Source organism: Streptomyces sp. P13-3-3, assembly GCF_050571355.1.
GTDB lineage: Bacteria > Actinomycetota > Actinomycetes > Streptomycetales > Streptomycetaceae > Streptomyces > Streptomyces althioticus.
The window spans coordinates 5,524,278-5,545,002 of the sequence record NZ_CP192228.1; the positions used below are offsets into that span (position 1 = coordinate 5,524,278).

25 protein-coding genes and 1 pseudogene are annotated in these 20,725 nt (G+C 72.0%); 11 read left to right on the forward strand and 15 right to left on the reverse strand.

All coding sequences use genetic code 11. The features are described from left to right. Nucleotides 1–55: 55 nt before the first annotated feature. The 3 genes from ACQZOG_RS24820 to ACQZOG_RS24830 form a co-directional block, all read right to left on the reverse strand. Entirely contained in the window at nucleotides 56–292 is a 237-nt protein-coding gene (locus ACQZOG_RS24820) for a hypothetical protein (protein WP_037642424.1), read from the reverse strand. 539 nt (nucleotides 293–831) lie between these two features. After that, nucleotides 832–1,722, reverse strand: a complete 891-nt coding sequence (locus ACQZOG_RS24825; protein WP_351036917.1) for a 2-hydroxy-3-oxopropionate reductase — start codon at nucleotides 1,720–1,722, stop codon at nucleotides 832–834. Between the two features lie 56 nt (nucleotides 1,723–1,778). Next, complete coding sequence (locus ACQZOG_RS24830; RefSeq protein WP_359518090.1) at nucleotides 1,779–2,609, reverse strand: TIM barrel protein; 831 nt, start codon at nucleotides 2,607–2,609, stop codon at nucleotides 1,779–1,781. A 113-nt stretch (nucleotides 2,610–2,722) separates the two neighbouring features. Between ACQZOG_RS24830 and ACQZOG_RS24835 the strand changes: the two genes are divergently transcribed. From ACQZOG_RS24835 to ACQZOG_RS24865, 7 genes are all read left to right on the forward strand, one after another. Beyond that, entirely contained in the window at nucleotides 2,723–2,974 is a 252-nt protein-coding gene (locus tag ACQZOG_RS24835) for a hypothetical protein (protein ID WP_033273884.1), read from the forward strand. 53 nt (nucleotides 2,975–3,027) lie between these two features. Next, complete coding sequence (locus tag ACQZOG_RS24840; RefSeq protein WP_048455613.1) at nucleotides 3,028–3,339, forward strand: helix-turn-helix domain-containing protein; 312 nt, start codon at nucleotides 3,028–3,030, stop codon at nucleotides 3,337–3,339. 176 nt (nucleotides 3,340–3,515) lie between these two features. Then, nucleotides 3,516–4,025 carry a 2-oxo-4-hydroxy-4-carboxy-5-ureidoimidazoline decarboxylase gene (gene uraD / locus ACQZOG_RS24845; RefSeq protein WP_033273882.1) on the forward strand — a complete coding sequence of 170 codons (510 nt, stop codon included), beginning with the start codon at nucleotides 3,516–3,518 and terminating at the stop codon, nucleotides 4,023–4,025. Nucleotides 4,026–4,031: 6 nt separating this feature from the next. Then, nucleotides 4,032–4,424, forward strand: a complete 393-nt coding sequence (gene uraH, locus ACQZOG_RS24850; protein ID WP_033273881.1) for a hydroxyisourate hydrolase — start codon at nucleotides 4,032–4,034, stop codon at nucleotides 4,422–4,424. Between the two features lie 5 nt (nucleotides 4,425–4,429). Beyond that, a complete protein-coding gene (gene pucL / locus ACQZOG_RS24855; protein ID WP_033273880.1) occupies nucleotides 4,430–5,335 on the forward strand; it encodes a factor-independent urate hydroxylase in 906 nt (301 codons plus the stop codon). Between the two features lie 118 nt (nucleotides 5,336–5,453). Then, complete coding sequence (locus tag ACQZOG_RS24860) at nucleotides 5,454–6,833, forward strand: 8-oxoguanine deaminase (RefSeq protein ID WP_033273879.1); 1,380 nt, start codon at nucleotides 5,454–5,456, stop codon at nucleotides 6,831–6,833. 251 nt (nucleotides 6,834–7,084) lie between these two features. Further along, the gene (locus ACQZOG_RS24865; protein ID WP_193455704.1) at nucleotides 7,085–8,476 is read left to right on the forward strand and encodes a nucleobase:cation symporter-2 family protein; all 1,392 of its coding nucleotides are present in this window, start codon (nucleotides 7,085–7,087) and stop codon (nucleotides 8,474–8,476) included. A 16-nt stretch (nucleotides 8,477–8,492) separates the two neighbouring features. Here ACQZOG_RS24865 and ACQZOG_RS24870 read toward each other — a convergent pair whose 3' ends face one another. From ACQZOG_RS24870 to ACQZOG_RS24900, 7 genes and pseudogenes are all read right to left on the reverse strand, one after another. Next, nucleotides 8,493–9,146, reverse strand: a complete 654-nt coding sequence (locus ACQZOG_RS24870) for a peptidoglycan recognition protein family protein (protein WP_193455705.1) — start codon at nucleotides 9,144–9,146, stop codon at nucleotides 8,493–8,495. Between the two features lie 106 nt (nucleotides 9,147–9,252). Then, nucleotides 9,253–10,137, reverse strand: coding sequence for a lysozyme (locus tag ACQZOG_RS24875; protein ID WP_430741811.1), 885 nt, complete (start codon nucleotides 10,135–10,137; stop codon nucleotides 9,253–9,255). Nucleotides 10,138–10,422: 285 nt separating this feature from the next. After that, nucleotides 10,423–11,241, reverse strand: a pseudogene (locus tag ACQZOG_RS24880) (MFS transporter); the annotation flags it as partial. A gap of 49 nt (nucleotides 11,242–11,290) precedes the next feature. Next, entirely contained in the window at nucleotides 11,291–11,725 is a 435-nt protein-coding gene (locus tag ACQZOG_RS24885; RefSeq protein ID WP_033273873.1) for an acyl-CoA thioesterase, read from the reverse strand. Between the two features lie 58 nt (nucleotides 11,726–11,783). After that, nucleotides 11,784–12,422: a hypothetical protein gene (locus ACQZOG_RS24890; RefSeq protein WP_230229406.1), complete on the reverse strand. Its 639-nt coding sequence runs from the start codon at nucleotides 12,420–12,422 to the stop codon at nucleotides 11,784–11,786. Then, complete coding sequence (locus tag ACQZOG_RS24895) at nucleotides 12,419–12,616, reverse strand: DUF397 domain-containing protein (protein ID WP_058917252.1); 198 nt, start codon at nucleotides 12,614–12,616, stop codon at nucleotides 12,419–12,421. Before ACQZOG_RS24895 ends, ACQZOG_RS24890 begins: the two co-directional genes overlap by 4 nt. Continuing rightward, the gene (locus ACQZOG_RS24900; protein WP_058917253.1) at nucleotides 12,613–13,440 is read right to left on the reverse strand and encodes a helix-turn-helix domain-containing protein; all 828 of its coding nucleotides are present in this window, start codon (nucleotides 13,438–13,440) and stop codon (nucleotides 12,613–12,615) included. Before ACQZOG_RS24900 ends, ACQZOG_RS24895 begins: the two co-directional genes overlap by 4 nt. A gap of 149 nt (nucleotides 13,441–13,589) precedes the next feature. On the opposite strand from ACQZOG_RS24900, the gene ACQZOG_RS24905 reads away from it, so the two are divergent. Continuing rightward, entirely contained in the window at nucleotides 13,590–14,054 is a 465-nt protein-coding gene (locus tag ACQZOG_RS24905) for an ATP-binding protein (RefSeq protein ID WP_058917254.1), read from the forward strand. Then, complete coding sequence (locus tag ACQZOG_RS24910) at nucleotides 14,051–14,851, forward strand: phosphotransferase enzyme family protein (protein ID WP_058918005.1); 801 nt, start codon at nucleotides 14,051–14,053, stop codon at nucleotides 14,849–14,851. The genes ACQZOG_RS24905 and ACQZOG_RS24910 overlap by 4 nt, the downstream gene beginning before the upstream one ends. A gap of 52 nt (nucleotides 14,852–14,903) precedes the next feature. Here the strand turns inward: ACQZOG_RS24910 and ACQZOG_RS24915 are convergent, their stop codons facing one another. Beyond that, nucleotides 14,904–15,629, reverse strand: a complete 726-nt coding sequence (locus ACQZOG_RS24915) for a dienelactone hydrolase family protein (protein WP_033273868.1) — start codon at nucleotides 15,627–15,629, stop codon at nucleotides 14,904–14,906. Nucleotides 15,630–15,968: 339 nt separating this feature from the next. On the opposite strand from ACQZOG_RS24915, the gene ACQZOG_RS24920 reads away from it, so the two are divergent. Then, a complete protein-coding gene (locus ACQZOG_RS24920; RefSeq protein WP_430741812.1) occupies nucleotides 15,969–16,172 on the forward strand; it encodes a hypothetical protein in 204 nt (67 codons plus the stop codon). A 337-nt stretch (nucleotides 16,173–16,509) separates the two neighbouring features. Here ACQZOG_RS24920 and ACQZOG_RS24925 read toward each other — a convergent pair whose 3' ends face one another. Continuing rightward, on the reverse strand, nucleotides 16,510–17,760 hold the full coding sequence (locus ACQZOG_RS24925) for a hypothetical protein (RefSeq protein WP_430741813.1): 1,251 nt from the start codon (nucleotides 17,758–17,760) through the stop codon (nucleotides 16,510–16,512). Nucleotides 17,761–17,854: 94 nt separating this feature from the next. Here ACQZOG_RS24925 and ACQZOG_RS24930 point away from each other — a divergent pair, with 94 nt between their 5' ends. Further along, entirely contained in the window at nucleotides 17,855–18,226 is a 372-nt protein-coding gene (locus ACQZOG_RS24930) for a MazG-like family protein (RefSeq protein WP_033273866.1), read from the forward strand. 11 nt (nucleotides 18,227–18,237) lie between these two features. Here ACQZOG_RS24930 and ACQZOG_RS24935 read toward each other — a convergent pair whose 3' ends face one another. Genes ACQZOG_RS24935 through ACQZOG_RS24945 form a run of 3 tightly spaced genes read right to left on the reverse strand, consistent with a single transcriptional unit; the run spans nucleotide 18,238 to nucleotide 20,721 of the window. After that, a complete protein-coding gene (locus ACQZOG_RS24935; RefSeq protein WP_430741814.1) occupies nucleotides 18,238–19,059 on the reverse strand; it encodes an ABC transporter ATP-binding protein in 822 nt (273 codons plus the stop codon). Between the two features lie 40 nt (nucleotides 19,060–19,099). Further along, nucleotides 19,100–19,876: an ABC transporter permease gene (locus tag ACQZOG_RS24940; RefSeq protein ID WP_230229933.1), complete on the reverse strand. Its 777-nt coding sequence runs from the start codon at nucleotides 19,874–19,876 to the stop codon at nucleotides 19,100–19,102. A 35-nt stretch (nucleotides 19,877–19,911) separates the two neighbouring features. Next, nucleotides 19,912–20,721, reverse strand: a complete 810-nt coding sequence (locus ACQZOG_RS24945; RefSeq protein ID WP_337662958.1) for an ABC transporter permease — start codon at nucleotides 20,719–20,721, stop codon at nucleotides 19,912–19,914. Nucleotides 20,722–20,725: the final 4 nt, after the last annotated feature.

Here is a 20,725-nt window from a genome sequence, read left to right on the forward strand (position 1 = left end):
AGGTTCATTTGAGGGTGCCGTAGGCGCCCTACGGACGGTGCCGTAGAGGACGCGCTCACGACTGGTGGTGTTCGTGCAGTCCCGGCCAGTCGTCCGGGCCGCCGCCCTGCCACTCGATGAAGTCCGTGTCCTCGACGTCGGTGACGTACAGGTCGGCCAGGCGCAGGATCTCGCCCACGTCGTCGCTGTGCGTGGCGACGCCCAGCGTCTCGTCGTCGGAGGTGACCCGCCGGGAGCCGTCCAGGGCCGGCGCGTGGACCACGATGTGCGGATGCTCCGTCGGATGTGCCATGCCCCCAGGCTGCTGCGGTCCGGGCGGATCCGCACGCCGGGGGCCGGGAGGGCTAGGGCCTTTCGTTCGGATCACCCCGGCGTCGCGGGGTCTGGCACGCACTCCCCCACTGCCCTGAACGGGCGTGGGGGTGCCCCCAGCGGCGTTGTCGTCGGTTGCCAACGCTCCGCGTTGACGCCCTCCTCCGCCTTGCAGCTGCACGCACCAGACCCCGCTCGGGTCGGCCGAAGACGCACCGCGTCTCACAACCGGCCTGATCCGAACGAAAGGCCCTAGGGACCGCGGCGGCGGCGACGGCCGCGGGGCGTCTCCCCTCAGGTCGTAGGAGACGGACCGCGGCGTTCACCACCGCACTGGCTCGCACGCCGCCGCGGCGCCCTCGCCCCGCCCGCGTCCCGCGGACGTCGTACGGCCACCCCTCATCCGGGCCGTGCGGCGTCGCGGTGCGGGCCGTGGGTTCCGGGCGGCGCCGCCGCCTTGGGCGCGACGGGACTGATGTCGGCGCCGGCGCCGCCCGGGGTCTCAGGGGAACAGCGGGGTCAGACCTGCGCGCCGGACAGCCGCTCGACGGCCCGCAGCAGCGCGGAGTGGTCGAGCCCGCCGTCGCCCTGGGCACGCAGGCTCGCCACCAGCTGGGCGACCACGGCGCCGACGGGCAGCGCGGCGCCCACGGTGCGGGCGGCGTCGGTGACGATGCCCATGTCCTTGTGGTGCAGGTCGATCCGGAAGCCCGGCCGGAAGTCCCGGCTCAGGAAGTTGTCCTTCTTGCGGGCCAGCACGGTCGAGCCGGCCAGCCCGCCGCCCAGGACGTCCAGCGCGGCCGCGAGGTCGACGCCGGACTTCTCCAGGAAGACCACGGCCTCCGCGCAGGCCTGGATGTTCACGGCGACGATCAGCTGGTTGGCGGCCTTCACCGTCTGCCCGGAGCCGTGCGGACCGCACCGCACGATCGTCCTGCCCAGCGCCTCGAACAGCGGCTTCGCCTCGTCGAAGTCGGCCTGGTCGCCGCCCACCATGATGGACAGCACCGCCTCGATCGCCCCGGCCTCGCCGCCGGACACGGGCGCGTCGAGCACCCGGACGCCCTTGTCCTTCGCGGCGGCGGCCAGGTCGACGGAGGTCTGCGGGGTGATCGAGGACATGTCGATCAGCAGGGCGCCGCGCCGGGCGTTCTCCAGGATGCCGTCGGGGCCGTACGCGACGGCCTCGACCTGCGGGGAGGCGGGGACCATCGTGACGATCACGTCGGCGTCCCGCACCGCCTCGGCGACGGAGGAGGCCGCGGTGCCGCCCGCGGCGGACAGCCGGTCCAGCTTGTCCCGCTCGAGGGTGTAACCGGTGACGTCGTAGCCCGCCTTGACCAGGTTCTCGGACATGGGGGAGCCCATGATGCCGAGGCCGATCCAGGCGACCTTGGGAAGGGTGCTCATGAGGGTGCCTCTCGGTACGACTCGGTACGTGCAGATACGTCTGGGGAGGAAGTGCGTCAGCGCGCCTCGCGCGGCAGCCAGTCGAAGGCCTCCGCGCTCGGGCGGTCGCCCGGCTTGTACTCGAGGCCGACCCGGCCGTCGTAACCGGCCTTCCGCAGCCGGTCCAGCAGGTCCTCCAGCGGGAGCGACCCGGTGCCGGGCGCGCCGCGTCCGGGGCTGTCGGCGATCTGCACGTGCCCGGTCCGGTCGGCGTACCGGTCGATGACCGCCGGCAGGTCCTCGCCGTTCATGGCCAGGTGGTACAGGTCCATCAGGAAGCGCGCGTTGTCCAGCCCGGTGGCCGCGTCGACCCGGTCGACGACGCCGACGGCGTCCTGCGCCGACACCAGCGGGTAGTGCGGCGACTCGGGCCGGTTCAGCGCCTCGATCAGCAGGACGGCGCCGATCCGGTCGGCGGCCCGCGCGGCGAGGACGAGGTTCTCCAGCGCGAGCGCGTCCTGCTCGGCCGGGTCCACGCCGTCCACCCGGTTGCCGTACAGCGCGTTCAGCGCGCGGCAGCCGAGCGACTCGGCGAAACCGGCCGCGACCTCGACGTTCGCCCGGAACCGGTCCGACTCCTCGCCCGGCACGGACAGGGCGCCGCGGTCGGGTCCCGGCAGCTGCCCGGCGTAGAAGTTCAGGCCGGTGAGCCGGACGCCCGCGTCCTCGATCGCCGTGCGCAGCGCGTCGAGCTCGGATCGCGGAGGCACGGGCGAGTCGACCCACGGCCACCACAGCTCGACCGCGCCGAAACCGGCCTCGGCGGCGGCCGCCGGGCGCTCCAGGAGCGGGAGCTCGGTGAAGAGGATCGACAGGTTGACGGTGAAGCGCTGGTCGGCGAATCCCATCGGGCCGCGCTCCCTTCGCACTCGTGTTTTCCGTATAGCGGAATAAGCTTTCTGCTTACTGGAAGACTGCCCGCACCGGTGAAGGGCTGTCAAGAGGTCGGTAGGTTGGCCCCGTGCGATTGCGAGTGGAGTTCACGACCGAGCCCTTCGACCTCGACGAGGCGCCCGAGCACGCCGTCGTGGCGCGCGAGGTCATCGAGACGGCGGAGCTGGACGAGGTGGACGTCGGGCCGTTCGGCAACACCGCCGAGGGTGGCGCCGACGCGGTGCTGGGCGCCGTGGACGCCCTGCTGCGCCGCACCCTGACCGCCGGCGCCACCCGCGTCTCCCTCCAGATCAACGTGGTCGAGGAGGGCGACCGGTGAGCGGGACCGGTCAGGGCGCCTTCGTCGCGGCCGTGAAACCGCTGGTCGACGCGATGGGCGGGGAGATGATCCCGCCGGACGAGGCCGGCCCCGACGACGTGGTGCTCTCCTGGGAGGGCGCCGCCGCCGTCGCCGTACGGCTGCCGCAGCTCGCGGACTCCCTCGACCACATCCTGGCCGCGCTGGAGCGCCGCAGGGGTGTGCCGCTGGCGGAGCTGGACCGCAAGGCGAAGCAGGAGATCGTGCGCAGTCTGGAGGCGCGCGGGGCGTTCGCCGTGCGGCACGGGGTGGAGACGGTGGCGAGCGCGCTCGGCGTCAGCCGCTTCACCGTCTACAACTACCTCAACCGCGAGAAGGGCGCCTGAACCGGGGCGCGGTGACCCTCACGGAGCCCGGTCCGGGCGCCTCACCCAAACGTCACACGGATTTTTCAACAAACTGTTGACGCGTGCTGCGTGACGGCGTTCACTGTCGGCACGCCCGTTCGCAGCACACGGCCGTTCGCGGCCACAGACGGCCGTTCGCGGCCACGGAGGCTCCCGTGACGTCGACAGCAACGCCCCCGGGCCTGGCCCGGTTCAACGCCCTGGAGGAGCAGGCGGCGCACACCGCGCTCCTCGAGGCCTGCGCCTCCACCGCCTGGGTCCGGCGGCTGCTCGCCTCCCGGCCGTACGCCGACCCCGAGGCGCTGTACGCCGAGAGTGACGCCGCCATGGCGGCGCTCACCGAGGCCGACCTGGCCGAGGCGATGGCCGGGCACCCGCCGATCGGCCGCCCCAAGCCGGGAGACCCCACCTCGGCGCGCGAACAGCGCGGCATGGCCGGGGCCACGGACGAGCTGCGCGCCGAGATGCTGGAGCTGAACCTCGCCTACCAGGAGAAGTTCGGCCACGTCTTCCTGATCTGCGCCACCGGCCGCAGCGCCGAGGAGATGCGGGACGCCGTGCGCGAGCGCCTCGGCAACCCGCCGGAGAAGGAACGCGAGATCGTCCGCACCGAACTGGGGAAGATCAACCGCATCCGGCTGACCCGACTCGTCGAAGAGGACTGACCTCGCATGAGCACCGACACCACCGCCTCCGTGTCCACGCACATCCTGGACACCAGCGTCGGCCGCCCCGCCGAGGGCGTCGCCGTACGCCTCTCCGCCCGCCCCGGCCGGCGGGCCGCCTGGCAGGAGCTCGGCGGGTCCGCGACCGACGCGGACGGGCGGTGCAAGGACCTGCCGGCCCTGCCGGAGGGAACCACCCATGTACGGCTCGGCTTCGAGGTGGAGCCGTACTTCGAGAAGAAGAAGGCCGAGGCTCAGCAGGACGCCCCCGCGCATCGGGACAGCGGTGCCGTGTTCTTCCCCGAGGTGGCGATCACCTTCGCCGTCACGGCCGGCGAGCACTACCACGTACCGCTGCTGCTCAACCCGTTCGGCTACTCCGTTTACCGAGGGAGCTAGCACCCATGCCCACGATCCTGGGACAGAACCAGTACGGCAAGGCCGAGAACCGAGTCGTCAAGATCACGCGGGACGGCGCCACCCACCACATCAAGGACCTCAACGTCTCCGTCGCCCTCTCCGGCGACATGGACGACGTCCACTACAACGGGTCCAACGCCAACGTCCTGCCGACCGACACCACCAAGAACACGGTGTTCGCCTTCGCCAAGGAGCACGGCATCGAGTCGGCCGAGCAGTTCGGCGTCCACCTCGCCCGGCACTTCGTCACCTCGCAGGAGCCCATCCACCGGGCGCGCATCCGCATCGAGGAGTACGCCTGGGAGCGCATCGAGGCCTCCGGCGAGGCCAGGCACTCCTTCGTCCGCAAGGGCCAGGAGACCCGCCTCACCCAGGTCACCTACGACGGCACGAGCTGGGAGGTCGTCTCCGGCCTGAAGGACCTCACCGTCATGAACTCCACCGACTCGGAGTTCTGGGGCTACGTCAAGGACCGCTACACCACCCTCAAGGAGGCCTACGACCGCATCCTCGCCACCTCGGTCTCCGCCCGCTGGCGCTTCAACTGGACCGACGACGCGCAGGAGATGCCCGACTGGGACGCCTCGTACGCCCGGGTCAGGCAGCACATGCTGCGGGCCTTCGCCGACACCTACTCCCTCTCGCTCCAGCAGACGCTGTACCAGATGGGCTCCCGCGTCGTCGAGGAGTGCGCCGAGGTCGACGAGATCCGCTTCTCCCTCCCCAACAGCCACCACTTCCTGGTCGACCTGGAGCCGTTCGGCCTGAAGAACGACACCCCCGACGGAGCGGTGTACTTCGCCTCCGACCGCCCCTACGGCCTGATCGAGGCCACCGTCCTCAGGGACGGCTGCGAGGCGCGGATACCGGTGGACCTCACCAACCTCTGACCGCACCCCCACATCGGCACCCGTGGCCGGGTACCCGCGCCCCGCACCCGCCCGGCCACGGCACTCAAAACCCCAGGGTCCTGCCGTGCCCTCTCCCCGTACGCGAAAAGGACGCACCATGGCAGCAGACCGGCGCACCGTCATCGAGAACTGTGCGATCGCCACCGTCGACGCGCACGACACCGAGCACGCCACCGGACACCTCGTCCTCGCCGACGACCGCATCGAGTCGCTCGGCCCCGGACCGGCCCCCGAAGGACTGGAGAACGTCGCCCGCCGGATCGACGCCACCGGCCACCTGGCGACCCCCGGACTGGTCAACACCCACCACCACTTCTACCAGTGGCTCACCCGGGGCCTGGCCACCGACCACAACCTCTTCGACTGGCTCGTCGCCCTCTACCCGACCTGGGCGCGCATCGACGAGGCGATGGTCCACGCGGCGGCCCAGGGATCGCTCGCGATGATGGCCCGCGGCGGCGTCACCACCGCCATGGACCACCACTACGTCTTCCCGCGCGGCTCCGGCGACCTGTCCGAGGCGATCATCACCGCCGCCCGCGACATGGGCGTCCGTTTCACCCTGGCCCGCGGCTCCATGGACCGCGGCGAGTCCGACGGCGGACTGCCCCCGGACTTCGCGGTGGAGACCCTCGACGACGCGCTCGCCGCCACCGAGGAGACGGTACGCCGCCACCACGACACCTCGCCCGGCGCGATGACCCAGGTCGCGGTCGCCCCCTGCTCCCCGTTCTCCGTCTCCACCGAACTCATGCGCCAGGGCGCCGAACTGGCCCGCCGCCTCGGCGTGCGGCTGCACACCCACGGCTCGGAGACCGTGGAGGAGGAGAAGTTCTGCCACGAGCTGTTCGGCATGGGCCCGACTGACTACTTCGCGTCCACCGGCTGGCTCGGCGACGACGTGTGGATGGCGCACTGCGTCCACATGAACGACTCCGACATCGCCGCGTTCGCCCGCACCGGCACCGGCGTCGCCCACTGCCCGTCCTCCAACGCCCGCCTCGCCGCCGGCATCGCCCGCGTCCCCGACATGCTCGCGGCCGGCGTCCCCGTCGGCCTCGGCGTGGACGGCACCGCCTCCAACGAGTCCGGCGAACTCCACACCGAACTGCGCAACGCCCTGCTGATCAACCGCCTCGGCGCCCACCGCGAGAAGGCCCTCACCGCACGCCAGGCCCTCCGCCTCGGCACCCACGGCGGGGCGCGCGTGCTGGGCCGGGCGGACGAGATCGGCTCCCTGGAGCCGGGCAAGCTCGCCGACCTGGTGCTCTGGCGCATGGACACCCTCGCCCACGCCTCCGTCGCCGACCCGGTCACCGCCCTGGTGTTCGGCGCCGCCGCCCCGGTCACCGCGTCCTTCGTGAACGGCCGTCAGATCGTCGAGAACGACCGGCTGCTCACCGCCGACGAGGACGCGATCGCCCGCACCACCCGCGCCGAGGCACGGCGCCTCGCCCGCGTCGCCGGGCACGCCTGACCCCCGTACGTCTCCGGGCCGGGAGGGACGGCTCCCGGCCCGGAGACCGCGGACCCCGCACGGGATCCGCGGAGGCCGTCTCCGGGGCGCGCCCAGGCGCGCCCCGGGAACGGCACCCACCCCCGCTCCACCGGACGTCTCCGTCCCTCCCCACGCTCGGCCGCACTCGAGCGGGAGGTACCCCACGCCCGCCCGCACCTCCCTGACAACCACGCCGGCCTCGGCGTGCAACCGACCGGAGGAACACCGCAGTGGCCGACCACCCCGTAGACGAGAAGCTTCCCGCGCCGAAGATGGCGACGACCGGCCTGCAGCACGTGGCCGCCATGTACGCGGGCGTCGTCGCCCCACCCCTGATCGTCGGCGCGGCCGTCGGTCTCACCCCCGCCGAACTGACCTTTCTCACCGGCGCCTGCCTGTTCACCGCGGGCCTCGCCACCTTCCTGCAGACCGTCGGCGTCTGGAAGATCGGCGCCCGGCTGCCGTTCGTCAACGGCGTCACCTTCGCCGGCGTCGCCCCCATGACCGCGATCGTCGCCTCCACCGACGACAAGAAGGACGCCCTGCCGGTCATCTTCGGCGCGGTCATCGTCGCCGGGCTCCTCGGCTTCCTCGCCGCGCCCTTCTTCAGCAAGGCGGTCCGCTTCTTCCCGCCCGTGGTCACCGGCACCGTGATCACCCTGATAGGCGTATCCCTGCTGCCCGTCGCCTTCGGCTGGGCGCAGGGAGCGAGCCCCGACGCCGACGACTACGGCTCGGCCGTCAACCTCGGCCTCGCCGCGATCACCCTCCTCATCGTGCTGCTGCTGCGCCGCTTCACCCGCGGCTTCGTCAAGCAGATCGCCGTGCTGCTCGGCATGGTCGCCGGCACCCTGATCGCCGTCCCGTTCGGCGTCACCGACTTCTCCCCGGTCGCCGAGGCGGACCTCGTCGGCTTCCCCACCCCGTTCCACTTCGGCGCCCCGCAGTTCCAGCTCGCCGCGATCGTCTCGCTGTGCGTGGTGATGGTCGTGTCGATGACCGAGTCGACCGCCGACATGCTGGCCCTCGGCGAGATCGTCGAGCGCCCCGCGGACGAGAGGACCATCGCGGCCGGGCTGCGCGCCGACACGCTCGGCTCGGCGCTCGCCCCGCTGTTCAACGGCTTCATGTGCAGCGCGTTCGCCCAGAACATCGGCCTCGTCGCGATGACGCGGATCCGCAGCCGGTTCGTCGTCGCCACCGGCGGCGGCTTCCTCGTCCTCATGGGCCTGTGTCCGGTCGCCGCCTCGCTCATCGCCGTCGTGCCGCGTCCGGTGCTCGGCGGCGCCGGGGTCGTGCTCTTCGGCTCGGTCGCCGCCAGCGGCATCCAGACCCTCGCCAAGGCGGGCCTGGACCGGGACAACAACGTGCTGATCGTCGCCGTGTCCCTCGCCGTCGGCGTCATCCCGATCAGCGCGCCCGAGTTCTACCACGCGTTCCCGGAGACGGCCCGCATCGTCCTGGACTCCGGGATATCCACCGGCTGCGTGGTCGCCGTCCTGCTGAACCTCGTCTTCAACCACCTGGGCCGGGGCGGACGCGAGGCCGCCGACGTCACCCACCCGATGGAGACGGGCGAGGACCTCACCGCTCCCACGGGCAAGGCGTCGGCGGCCTCCTGACGGTTCGGCGGCCCGGTCAGGCCCGGGCCGCCGCCACCTCCGCGCGCAGCTGCGGCAGCATGTCGTGGTAGACGCCCGGGCACTCGGTCGTGCCGTAGTCCTTGTGCCCGAAGATCTGCGTGGACGCGATCCCGTACTGGTCGCAGGCGTACGCGCACAGCGCCACCAGGACGTCCCACTGCGCCTGCGGCGGCTGCGCGCCCGCGTGGTACTGGCCCTCGCAGGCGATGCCGACGGCCTGCGTGTTCTGTCCGGAGGTGTGGGCGCCGAGCACGAACGTCCGCCCGCCGGTGAGCGCCGAGAGGCTGCCGGTGCGGCCCTCGGTGATCCAGCCGCCGCGGCTCACCAGGAAGTTGTAGCCGGTGTCCACCCATCCGTTGTCGTCCATGTGCAGGTCCTGCACCCAGTGGGCGTGGGAGTGGGCCTGGGCGCGGGAGTGGTCGGTGGTGTTCGGCGACACGGTGTGGTGGACCACCAGCCGGCTGGGCCTGTACTGCAGGACGCTGACGGTCCCCTGCGGGGACCGGGCGCCCCAGACCTTCGTGCCGTCGATGTCGGGCTGCACGGCGGCGCCGCCGCGCGCGTGCGCGACGCCGGACACGGCGCCGGCGGCGAGCCCGGCCGCGCCGGCGAGCAGGAGACGGCGCCGGAAGAGGTTGCTGGAATGCACGATCACTCCTCGGGAGAGGGGGTGTGGGGGGAAAACGGAGAGGGGCCGGCGTCCGAGGACGTCCGGCCCCTCCGTGCGGCCGCGTGCGTGACGGCGTGTCAGCCCGTCACGTGTTGTTGGCGAGGGCCAGGAGCCGGTCGCGGGAGCCGTTGAACTTGTTGCGGTCGACGTTGCCCGAGACGCCGGAGACCGACCCGGAGTCGGTGTACTGCCACACCGTCCAGGTGGGGAAGCCCGCGGGGATGGTGGGCGACGAGGCGGACGTCCAGTGCGCCACCCACAGCGGGCTCTTGGACGACATGCCCGTCCAGCTGCCGGTGCAGGTGTTCCACCAGCTCGCCGTCGTGTAGATGACGGCGTCCCGGCCGGTGCGGGACTTGTAGGTGGTGTAGAAGTCGTTGATCCACGTGCGCATCTGCGTGGTGGACAGGCCGTAGCACATCGCCCCGTACGGGTTGTGCTCGATGTCCAGCACGCCCGGCAGCGTCAGGTTGTCGCGCGACCAGCCGCCGCCGTTGCTCGCGAAGTAGGTCGCCTGGGTGGAGCCGTTGGAGGCGTTGGGGAGCGCGAAGTGGTACGCCCCGCGGATCACTCCCGCGGAGTGCGCGGCGGGGTAGTTGGTGTTGAAGCGGGAGTCCTTGTAGTTGGTGCCCTCGGTCGCCTTGATCCAGGCGAACTGGATGCCGGCGTTGCGCACGGAGGTCCAGTTGATGCTGCCCTGCCAGTGCGACACGTCGATGCCCTGCACGCCGTCGGTGGGGGCCAGCAGCCCGCGCGACGGTTCCTCGGCGGCGGGGTTGCCCTCGTGGATGCGGGCGCCCACGCCCATGTAGGCCTGGCCGGGCTTGATGGTGAGGGGCTGCGGGTCGGGCTGCGGTGCGGCGCCCGCGCCGGTGGCGGACGTGGCCGTGAGCGCGAGGGCGGCGCCGAGGACGCCGAGCGCGGTGGCCGTGCGTCTGCCGAGGCGGGAGACGTGGGGGAGTACCTGCATGGACTTGCCTCCTGAACACATGTGGGGATGAGAAGGAGGTGACGTCGGCCGCTGCCACCTGGGCAGTTCCGTATTCCTTGACGTGCGCGCGTCATTAGTTACGCACGTAGATTGACGAGCTGTAAAGAGTCTCCTTGCTTCTCTGGTGGTCTGGTCCACTGTAGGAGCGGATGGCCAGGAAACTTGGGAGCCGAAAGGAGGAAACTTTCATCGGATGAAAACACGAACCGGGTCCCGGTGGTCCGGAACCCGGCCTTCACCTCCCACTTCCGCCCGCCGTAGGGCTCACGTGTTCTGACGGGGCGTCCGCAGCACGACCGCCGCCAGCCCCAGCGCGCCCGCCGCGATCACGGCCGCCACCCGGAACGCCAGCTGATATCCCTCCGCCGTCGCCGCCACCACTTCGGCGCCCCCGCCCAGCAGGGCGTCGGTCCGGCCGGCCGCCAGCACCGACAGCGCGGCCAGCCCCAGCGAACCGCCGACCACCTGCGTGGTGTTGAACAGACCCGACGCGAGCCCCGCGTCCTCCTCCCGCGCCCCCGACATGGCCAGCCCGGTCAGCGCGGGCATCGCCGCCGCGAACCCGACGGCGAGCAGCAGCATCGGCGGCAGGACGTCCGTCAGGTACACCCCGTTCTCGGGCGCCCGGCCGAGCAGCGCCATCCCCACGGTGATCAGCGCGAGCCCCGACAGCAGCACCCGGTACGCCCCGAACCGGCTCACCACGCGCGCCGACAGACCGACCATCAGCACCCCGATCACCACGGGCGCCGGCAGGAAGGCCAGCCCGGTGGTCAGCTCGTCGTAGCCGAGGACCCGCTGGAGGTACAGCGCGCCGATGAACTGGAAGCCGTACATCGTCGCGATCATCAGGATCTGCACGGCGTTCGCCCCGCTCAGCAGCCGCGACCGGAACAGCCCGAGCCGCAGCAGCGGACGCGCGGCCCGCGCCTGGCGCACCACGAAGCCCGCCAGCAGCGCCAGGGCGAGCGCCGACAGCAGCAGGGTGCGGCCGGCCGCGCGGTCGCCGGAGCCGACGATGACGTACACGGTGAGCATCAGCGCGCCGGTGATCAGCGCGGCCCCCGCATGGTCGGTTCGCCGAGTCGCGGGCGGCGTACGACACCGCCCACGACCCCGAGCCGGTCGACGCCTAGGCGTCGCCGTCCAGCCCGAAGAGGGCGGTGTCCTTCGTCAGCTCGCGGAACACGTCCTGCGGGCTGGGGACCAGCTTGCGCTGCTCCAGGTCCAGCAGCCCGCCGACGGCGCTGATCTCCGCCGACACCGTGCCGTCCGTCTTCGTGATGGTCTGCCGGATGGTGAAGGTCTTGCCGCCGCCCCACTCGAAGACGCAGCTCACGTCCACCTCGTCGCCGGCGAGCAGTTCCCGCTTGTAACGGATCGTGGTCTCCAGCGCGACCGGCCCCACCCCGTGCGCCTGAAGGCGCGACTGGGTGATCCCGGCCTCCTGGAGCAGCGACCAGCGCGCATGCTCCGCGTAGTTCAGATACACGGCCTGGTTCAGATGGCCCTGCACGTCGGTCTCGTATCCGCGCACGGTCACGCGGACGGAATACGGCTCGCTCACTGCGTCCCCTTCACACCGGTTCGGTTCGTCGCCCGATCCACCGATCTTGGCACGGCCGTCAGACACGGCGCGGAGAGGCCAGGACGTAACGCCTCCGCGTCCGGGGCTCCGTGTACTCCCCGGCCTGCCAGCCCGCCCCCTCCAGCGTCTCCGCGCAGCCCCGCAGCGTGACCGCGTCCGGCGCGTACACGGCGACGGCGTCGGGCTGCGGGGTCTCCCGCACCTGGTAGCCGTCGTCCCCGTCCGCCGCCCCCGCCGGCCGGTGCCCGGCCGCCTCCAGCGCCAGCGCGGCGGCCTGCACGAGGTGCGTGCGCTCCCAGGCGCAGGGACGGTCCGTCGACGCGTCGGGGTTGGTCATGCGGCGCAGTTCGAGCATGCCCTGCCATGCGCTTCTCACCTCCCGCGTGCGGGAGGGGCCCTCGGTGGGGGGTGCGGGCTCGCCGCCCACGCGCGCGGTGAAGACACCTCCGGCGGAGGCGGGCGCCTGCGGCTCGTTCTCCGGTGGTTCGCTTCGGGCGTCGCGCGCCCGGTGCCCGGCGGGGGTGAGGAAGTGGTCGTGCGGGGGCCGTGGGTGCCGGAAGGCGAGACCACGCTTCACCAGCGCGGTGAGCTGGGCCTCGGACCCTTTGAGACGCCCGGTCTCGGGGTCCGCGGCCTCGATCAGCCGGCGCTGGGCTGCGGTGAGCGGTCGGGTCATCGGCGTCCGGACGCGTAGGGGAGGAAGGTCGCCCACTGGGTGGGGGAGAAGGTGAGGTGGGGGCCCGGTATCCGCTTCGAGTCGCGTACGTGGACGGCGGCGGGGGCGAGGGCGACCTCCACGCACTCCGGACCGTCGTTCGTGCTGTAGCTGCTCTTGAACCAGGTCAATTCCGTGCGGGACTTCGCGGTCATGTCTCTCCCAGCACTTTCTCGATGAAGGCCAGCGACTCACGGGGTGTGAGGGCCTGCGCCCGGATGATGCCATAGCGGATCTCCAGGATCTGGATCTCCTTCGGGTCGGAGATCAGCCGGTTGAGCAGCTGAACCTCGACGTGCCCCACGGTGGGCCCCTCCTTGAGCCGCAGCAGTTGGAGCGCCCCCGCCAGACCCGCGTGGTCCTCGCGATCCGTGGGCAGCACCTGGATCTCCACGTTCCGCCGCCGACCCACCTCCAACAGATGTTCGAGCTGCTTGCGCATGACCATTCTGCCCCCGAGCGGCCTGCGCAGCGTGACCTCTTCCTGGACGAAGTTGAACATCGGGGCCGGCTGCTCGGCGAAGACGCGCTGGCGCGCCAGGCGGGCCTCGACGAGACCGTCGATCTGTTCCTCGGAGTAGGCCGGCCGCCGCATCCCGTACAGCGCCCGCGCGTACTCAGCCGTCTGCAGCAGCCCATGTACGACATGGTTGGCGTAGGCGCACAGCTCGACCGCCTCGGCCTCCAGCTTGGCCAGATCCCGCACCTTCTTCGGGAAACGAGCCTTCTCCACGTCCCCCTTCAGGGCGCTGATGAGGCCGTTGGCCTCAAGGGCTCGGTCCGCCGCGTCGAGGAACTCCTCCATCGGCGCCCGTCGTCCCCGCTCGACGGAGGAGACCTGCTCCTCGCTGTACCCGATCTGCGCGCCGAGTGCGGCCTGGGTCAGCCCCGCCCGCTCGCGGCACATCTTGATGACGCGGCCGACGGTCCGCAGCACGGCCGCCGACTCCTCGTCCGCCCCGTAAGGCTCCACGCTCATGTCCCCACACCTCCGGGGTGCTCAACTCACGGCGGACGCCGGATGTCACGCGTCGCGACCCGGACAGGCCCGGACGGCTTCCGTACACGGTGTGCGGGTCCGGCCGCCGGGGCTGTTCACGGCGGAGCCGGGTGACCACGCTGAGTGACATGAACGTCGAGATCGCCCCGGTGGACGAACACACCGGCCCAGCCCGCCACTTCCGTATCCGCCTGTCGGCGACGGCGAGGGGAGCCCGGCTGGCCCGGCACCTCGCGGCGGAGCAACTGACGTCGTGGGGCTGGCCGTACGACTCCGACGGCAACCGCACGGCGTCCCTGCTGGTGGCCGAGCTGGCCGCGAACGCCGTACGTCACGGACGGGCGCGGGGACGGGACTTCGCGCTGCGCCTGACCCTGTACGCGGCGGACGCCACGCTCCGTATCGAGGTGACGGACGCCCGCCCGGACCGCAGCCCGCCGCTCCCCGGCACGCTTACGCCGGCCGACCCCGACACGGAGTCGGGCCGGGGCCTGCTCCTGGTCGAGTCCCTGTCCACCCACTGGGGCGCGACGGCGGGGGACCCGTACACGAAGACGGTGTGGTGCGAAGTCGCGCTAGCGTGCCGCACATGACGGCTGAGGACGAGGAGTTGGCCGGCGGCATGGCGAACGCGGGGGAGGTGGTCCGCCGAGGCCAGGTGGTGGACCGCCCAGCACCCCGCAACGCCCCCGCCCTGCACACGTACCTCCGTGCGCTGCGGGAGCGGGGCTTCGACGCGGCGCCGACCCCGGTCTGCCTCGGCGAGGACGGCCGCGAACAACTCACTTACCTTTCGGGCGACGTGGCGCTGCCGCCGTTCCCGGGGTGGGCGATGACGGCGACGGCCCTCACCTCGGTGGGCCGTCTGCTGCGGCGTCTGCATGAGGCGAGCGCGGGGGTGCCGGTGGACCGGGACGCGCAGTGGCCGGCGGAGCTGGCCGACCCGGACGGGGGCACGATGCTGTGTCACAACGACGTATGCCCGGAGAACGTCGTCTTCCGGGACGGTCGTGCCGTCGCCTTGATCGACTTCGATCAGGCGGCTCCGGGACGCCCGCTGTGGGACGTGGCGATGACCGCGCGGTACTGGGTGCCGATGCTCGACCCGAGGTCCGTGGCGGCCCTCTACCCGCCCGGCCTGGACGCACCGTCCCGACTACGGATCCTGGCCGACGGCTACGGCCTGTCGGCGGAGGACAGAGCCGAGCTGCCGGGGTTGATCGAGCAGGTCACACAGGTCTGCCGGGTCTTCGTGGCGCGGAGGGTGGCCGAGGGCGATCCGGCGTATGCGCGGGCGCTGGCCGAGCGCGGGGGATGGGACCGCTGGGACCGGATGCAGGGATGGCTGGCGGAGCACCGGAAGACGTTCACGGCGGCCCTGCTGCCGTGAGGGCGGCGACCTTGGGGGACATGGCACGAGTGAGTAGGGGGAGCTGACCGGATCAATCCGTTACGGGCAGGCACTCGGCGAGCAGAGCGACGACGTCACGCCAGGCTCGCTGCGCGTGCCGTGGGTGGTGGCCGACGCCGGGACGCACGGTGTGGTCGACCGATGGATGATGGAAGGCGTGAAGGGCTCCTCCGTAGACCATGAGGCGCCAGTCGACTCCTGCGGCCTGCATCTCAACGGTGAATGCGTCCCGTTGGGCGGGCGCCATGATCGGGTCTTCCGACCCGACCCCGGCCCACACGGGACAGCGGATGCGCGCCGCCTCGCCCGGTCGGCCCGTGATCAGCCCGTTGACCGTCGCGATCGCGCGCAGGTCGACGCCGTCGCGCCCGAGTTCCAGCCCGATGGCGCCCCCGGTGCCGTAGCCGACGGCGGCGATCCGGTCGGGGTCGGCCCGAGGTTCGGTGAGCAACACGTCAAGTGCCGCGTGGCCGATGTCCCGCATCCGGTCGGGGTCGGCGAGCATCGGCATGCAGCGGGCCAGCATCTCCTCGGGGTCGTCCAGATAGCGCCCGCCGTGAAGATCGAAGGCCAGCGCTACGTACCCCAGCTCCGCGAGAGCATCGGCCCTGCGGCGCTCGACGTCGCTGAGCCCCGTGCCCTCCGGTCCGAGCAGGACCGCGGGCCGACGGTCGTCACCGACCGGGAGCGCAAGGTGCCCGATCATCGTCAGACCGTCGGCCGGATACTCGACCGTGCGCGTCGTAATCGTCGTCATGAGTCCGGACGGTAATGACGGTGGTGCCCGCTCGGGGTGGCGTTCACCGATGGCAGACGGCGGTCCGCACAGCGGTCCGTCCCGAACCGGGTGGGGTTACTGGCGGGCGTCGGCCTGGGCGCGGGCGCGTTCGATGTCGGGGACATGGTCTGGGTCTGCCGGGCTGGACGGCGGGGGCCGTCTTCACGCTGAACACGGTGATGGTGGGGTTCGTGCAGGGGGTGGTCGTGGGCCGGCTGGGCGGGCGCGTCCGCAGCTAGGTGTTGGTGGCGGGCCATGCGTGCTTCGCGACGGGCTACGTCCTGTTCCTGGGCGACGGCGGTGGCGGTGGGGGTGGGCGTGATGCTGCTGGGTGCTGTCAGCTACACGCTGGGGGAGATCCTGGGCGGCCCGATCACGACGACGATCGCGGCGGAGAGCGCGCCGGACGCGCTGCGGGGGAGGTACCTGTCGCTGAACCAGCTTGCGGTGAGCGCGGCGGGGGCGGTGGCACCGGCGGTGCTCTCGGGGCTGCTGTCGGGGGGGGGGGGGGGGGCCGTGTAGGGGGTGTCATGGGGTCAGGAACGCCGAAACGGCCTCGCTGAACGCCTGCGGCGCCGCGGGGTCGAAGGGGTTCAATGGGCGTATGGAAAGCGCGCTGTGGGGTCGGCTCCCGGTCGAGGCGCGGTCGGAGGTGGACAGCCTTGTCTCCGCCGGGCGCACCGTGCAGGCCATTGCCGTGATGCGGGACCGTGTCGGTCCGCCGAGACCGAGTCTGCATGAGTGCGTCGATCTGGTGAGCTGGCGACTCAGCGCGCTGCGGCAGGGCGGCCCGACACACCGTTGAGTGCCGCGCCGCCCCGGCCGGCGGCCGGCGGCCGAGCCGATGCGGCGGATTGGTTCACCGAGCCTTGTTGACGGCGGCCTGGATCTGGAGCCACGTGGGGTCGGTCGAGTCGGCCTCGGTCGTGGTCGCGAGGTCGTTCACATTCCACGTGCGGGCGCCGTCGGTCAGGATGAGGTGGGTGTCCAGTTCGTCGGCCGGTATCTCGCGCGTCGACTGGAGGAATTGCGCGGCAGCGGCACTGGCGGCGTTGCGGTTCGCCGCGCCCGACGGCGTCGCAGTAGCCGGCTCCGCCAGCAGCACCAACTCTCCCGCACTGCCGGCCAGGAGAAGACCGCCCGTCGCCGTCGCGGCCAACGCTGACGTCCGGGACCCGGACAGCACGTCATGCTCGACAGCTTGCCGTGTCTCGACGTCCACCTCGGCCAGCCTTCCGGCGGGCGTGCCGATCCACAGCGCGCCCGGTCGGGAGCCGAAGGCGATGTTGTGCGGCGACCAGGCTTCCAACTGGTCGAGCCATTCCTGCGGGTACGGATAACCGGGGGAGGGCTCACCGAGGGTGGTGGCCAGCACCCGGCGTAGCGAGGGGAACTCGAAGACATCCACCGAGTGGTCGTACGCGTTGCCGCGGATCGCCATGTGCCGCCCGTCCGGGCTGAAGAGCGGGGTGCCGTAGCCGTCGCAGTCGAGGATCAACGCACGGTTGAGCAGGCGCATCTCGGTCGGCGCGCTCTCCTGGTCGACGCGCGCGAACAGGCAGTACGTCGCCCCCTGGTCACTGGCGAGTGTGGCGACGAGCCCGCCCCCGGGATGTTCCGAGACGCCCGTGTCCCACCAGGGCCCGGCACCGACGGCCCCGGAGACGAGGTGGAGGACGTCGGAGCTCTCCCAGTCGCCGCCCTCGACACGGAAGGAGGGTGAACCCCACAGGGTCTGCCCGTCCGGGCTGAACGCGAGACTGCGATAGCCGGCCGTGACCGGGGCACCGTCGAGTGCGGAGACGCCGGCGGGCGTCCACCGCAGCACGCCGTCCTCACCCGCCACGACGAGAAACGGCTGCTCCGGGTGCCAGGCCACAGCGGGCGTCCGCCGAAGGCGCTCCCAGCCGAGGGCGTCTCCGTAGGGAGCCGAGGAGAGCCACACGGAACCGAGCTCGCGGAACTGCTCTCCGCCGAACCCCCAGACGTGCACGGCCGGCCGCTGGGAATCCAGGCAGGCCACGAGCTGCAGCCGCGGATGGCACACCAACTGCTCGACAACACGCACCCCACGGGCCGTCCCGCGAGCGACCACCTCAAGTTCAGTCACGCGGGCACCCTAGTGACCGCCACTGACAATCGATGCACCCGGCGGAGCCGCCCGCGCCGCCCTCGTTGTCGGTGCCCTGTGCCACGCTCGCCCCATGAGCGATCACCCGACATCCCCCGTCACGCCGCCGCCCGGTCTCTGGGAGTCCATCGACGGCCTGTGTGCCTGGCTCGACGCCAACCGGCCGGTCGACGGCCCCGACGGGCTGCTGCTGCGGATCCTGAAGCTGTCGGAGGAGGTCGGCGAGGTCGCCCAGGCCGTGGTCGGCGCGACCGGCCAGAACCCGCGCAAGGGCACCACACACACCTGGGACGACGTGCAGTCGGAGTTGTGCGACGTCGCCGTCACCGCCCTCGTGGCGCTGCGTACGCTCACCCCGGCCGCCCCCGAGGTGTTCGCCCGGCACCTGGAGGAGGTCACCCGGCGCTCGCTCGGGCCGCGTCGGCCGGATGTGTCCGAGGTCTGAGCCGACCTGGCTCAGGGCATCTTGTCCAGTGGCTGTGGCGGCGCGACGGCGCCACCAACACCCCCACCCCGTTTCGCCGCCTGGATCTCCTGATACACCCGCGTCCGCAGTTCCGTGAAGCGCGGGTCCGCGCGGGTGTGGAGCTGGTCCCGCCGCGCCGGCAGGTCGACCGTCAGCTGCTCCTGGACCACCGTCGGGGACGACGACAGGACGACGACCCGTTCCCCCAGGTAGACCGCCTCGTCGATGTCGTGGGTGATGAACAGGACGGTCACGCCGAGTTCCTGCCACAGCCGGCGGACCAGGTCCTCCAGATCCGCGCGGGTCTGCGCGTCGACCGCCGCGAACGGCTCGTCCATCAGCAGCACTTCCGGCTCGTACGCCACCGCCCGCGCGAGGGCGACGCGCTGCTGCATGCCGCCGGACAGCTGCCAGGGGTAGGCGCCCGCGGTGTCGTCGAGGCCGACGGCGTGCAGGGCGTGCTCGACCAGCTCCCGGCGGCGGGCCTTCGTCACGTGCTTCTTCTGGCGCAGCGGCAGTTCGACGTTGTCGCGCACCCGCATCCAGGGGAAGAGGCTGCGCCCGTACTCCTGGAAGACCACCGCCGTCCCGGGCGGCGGCCCGGTGACCCGCTGCCCCCGCAGCACGACCTCGCCGGAGGTGGGTTCGAGCAGACCGGCGACGCATTTCAGCAGTGTCGTCTTGCCGCACCCGGACGGGCCGACGACGCAGACCAGTTCACCGGCGTCCAGGGAGAAGGTGAGGTCGCGTACCGCCTCGACGTGCCGGCCGTGTCCCTCGTAGACCTTCCGCAAGGCCCTCACGTCGAGCATGCGCCGTCCTTTCGTGGGTGCGTGCGGCCGTCGTCGCCCGTCATGACGTCCTACGGGACCGGCGCAGGCCGTGGTACCAGGCCAGGGCGCGGCGTTCCACGACCCGGAACACCAACGCGAGGAGCACGCCGAGGAGACCGAGCAGCAGGATGCCGCTCCACATCTCAGGGATCGCGAAACTCCGCTGGAACTGGACGACGGCGAAGCCCAGTCCGTTGCTGGCCGCGAACATCTCGCTGATGACCATGAGGATGACGCCGATGGACAGCGCCTGCCGCAGCCCCGTGAAGATCTGCGGGGACGCGGACGGCAGCACCAGGTGACGCGGGCGCGCGAGGCCCCCGACGCCGTAGGCGCGGGCGGTCTCGGCCAGCACGCTGTCGACCGCCCGTACTCCCTCGACCGTGTTCAGCAGCACCGGCCAGACGCACCCGGAGACGATGACGACGACCTTCATGGTGTCGCCGATCCCCGCGAAGAGCATGATGACGGGCACCAGGACGGGCGGCGGCACGGCCCGCAGGAACTCCAGGACCGGTTCCGTGACGGCCCGCACGCGCGGGAACGTGCCGATGACGACACCGAGCGCCACGCCCAGGACGCCCGCCGCGGTGAAGCCGATCAGCAGCCGCAGGACGCTGGGCACCACGTCGGTGGTGATCCGCTCGGCCGTCCACACCTCCCGCCCGGTCTCCAGAATGGTGCGCAACGGCGGCCAGTAGACGTCCGTGCTGCCGGCGGAGACGGCCCACCAGACGGCCGCGAGGACGACGGGCAGGCCGAGGGCGAGCAGCAGCCGCCGCAGGGCCGTACGCAGGAGCAGGACCGGGGGACGACGGGCAGGCGGGCGTTTCACGGACTCACCTCGCCCCGCACGGACTGGTGCCACGCCAGCGAGCGGCGCTCCACCGCACGTGCGCCCGCGTTGATCAGGACGCCGATGAGTCCGGTGACGGCGACCAGCGCGTACATGTCGGGGACGGCGTGGGAAGTCTGCGCGACGGCGATGCGGGCGCCGAGGCCGGGCGCGCCGATGACCAGTTCGGCGGTGATCGCGAGGACGAGGGACACGGCCGCGGCGAGCCGTACGCCGGTCATGACGTACGGCAGGGCGGTCGGCCACAGCACGTGGCGGATCCGGGCCCAGGTCCCCAGGCCGTAGGAGCGGGCGGTCTCCTCCGCCACGGGGTCGGTGTCCTGGACCCCGTACAGGACCTGGACGAGGACCTGCCAGAACGCGGCGTAGACCACCAGCAGCAGGGTGGAGCGCAGATCGGTGCCGAACAGCAGGACGGCGAGGGGGATCAGGGCCACCGAGGGGATGGGCCGCAGGAACTCGACGGTACTGGCCGTCGCCTCCCGCAGATACGGGACGATGCTGATCACCATGCCCGCGGTGATGCCCGCGGCGGTGGCGATGAGGAGGCCGAGGGCCCAGCCGGTCAGGGTGTCGCCGAGCGCCGTCCAGAAGGCGGCGTCGGACGTCTCCTCCGCCAGGGCGGCGGCGATGCTGCTGGTGGGCGGAAGGTGGTCGGGAGAGACGAATCCGAGCCGTGGCAGCGCCTCGATCAGGGCGAGGAAGCCGCAGAGCCCGGCGAGGCCGAGCAGGGCGTTGCCCCGCCCGGCCCCGCGTCGGCGGACGTCCGAGGGACCGCCGTTCACCGCT

What these genes read in the sequence shown, in the direction of transcription:
- ACQZOG_RS24820 (WP_037642424.1), bottom strand. Translation starts at nt 292, where the DNA reads ATGGCACATCCGACGGAGCATCCGCACATCGTGGTCCACGCGCCGGCC.
- ACQZOG_RS24825 (WP_351036917.1), bottom strand. Translation starts at nt 1,722, where the DNA reads ATGAGCACCCTTCCCAAGGTCGCCTGGATCGGCCTCGGCATCATGGGC.
- ACQZOG_RS24830 (WP_359518090.1), bottom strand. Translation starts at nt 2,609, where the DNA reads ATGGGATTCGCCGACCAGCGCTTCACCGTCAACCTGTCGATCCTCTTC.
- ACQZOG_RS24840 (WP_048455613.1), top strand. Translation starts at nt 3,028, where the DNA reads ATGGGCGGGGAGATGATCCCGCCGGACGAGGCCGGCCCCGACGACGTG.
- uraH (WP_033273881.1), top strand. Translation starts at nt 4,032, where the DNA reads ATGAGCACCGACACCACCGCCTCCGTGTCCACGCACATCCTGGACACC.
- pucL (WP_033273880.1), top strand. Translation starts at nt 4,430, where the DNA reads ATGCCCACGATCCTGGGACAGAACCAGTACGGCAAGGCCGAGAACCGA.
- ACQZOG_RS24860 (WP_033273879.1), top strand. Translation starts at nt 5,454, where the DNA reads ATGGCAGCAGACCGGCGCACCGTCATCGAGAACTGTGCGATCGCCACC.
- ACQZOG_RS24875 (WP_430741811.1), bottom strand. Translation starts at nt 10,137, where the DNA reads ATGCAGGTACTCCCCCACGTCTCCCGCCTCGGCAGACGCACGGCCACC.
- ACQZOG_RS24890 (WP_230229406.1), bottom strand. Translation starts at nt 12,422, where the DNA reads ATGACCCGACCGCTCACCGCAGCCCAGCGCCGGCTGATCGAGGCCGCG.
- ACQZOG_RS24895 (WP_058917252.1), bottom strand. Translation starts at nt 12,616, where the DNA reads ATGACCGCGAAGTCCCGCACGGAATTGACCTGGTTCAAGAGCAGCTAC.
- ACQZOG_RS24900 (WP_058917253.1), bottom strand. Translation starts at nt 13,440, where the DNA reads ATGAGCGTGGAGCCTTACGGGGCGGACGAGGAGTCGGCGGCCGTGCTG.
- ACQZOG_RS24905 (WP_058917254.1), top strand. Translation starts at nt 13,590, where the DNA reads ATGAACGTCGAGATCGCCCCGGTGGACGAACACACCGGCCCAGCCCGC.
- ACQZOG_RS24910 (WP_058918005.1), top strand. Translation starts at nt 14,051, where the DNA reads ATGACGGCTGAGGACGAGGAGTTGGCCGGCGGCATGGCGAACGCGGGG.
- ACQZOG_RS24915 (WP_033273868.1), bottom strand. Translation starts at nt 15,629, where the DNA reads ATGACGACGATTACGACGCGCACGGTCGAGTATCCGGCCGACGGTCTG.
- ACQZOG_RS24930 (WP_033273866.1), top strand. Translation starts at nt 17,855, where the DNA reads ATGAGCGATCACCCGACATCCCCCGTCACGCCGCCGCCCGGTCTCTGG.
- ACQZOG_RS24935 (WP_430741814.1), bottom strand. Translation starts at nt 19,059, where the DNA reads ATGCTCGACGTGAGGGCCTTGCGGAAGGTCTACGAGGGACACGGCCGG.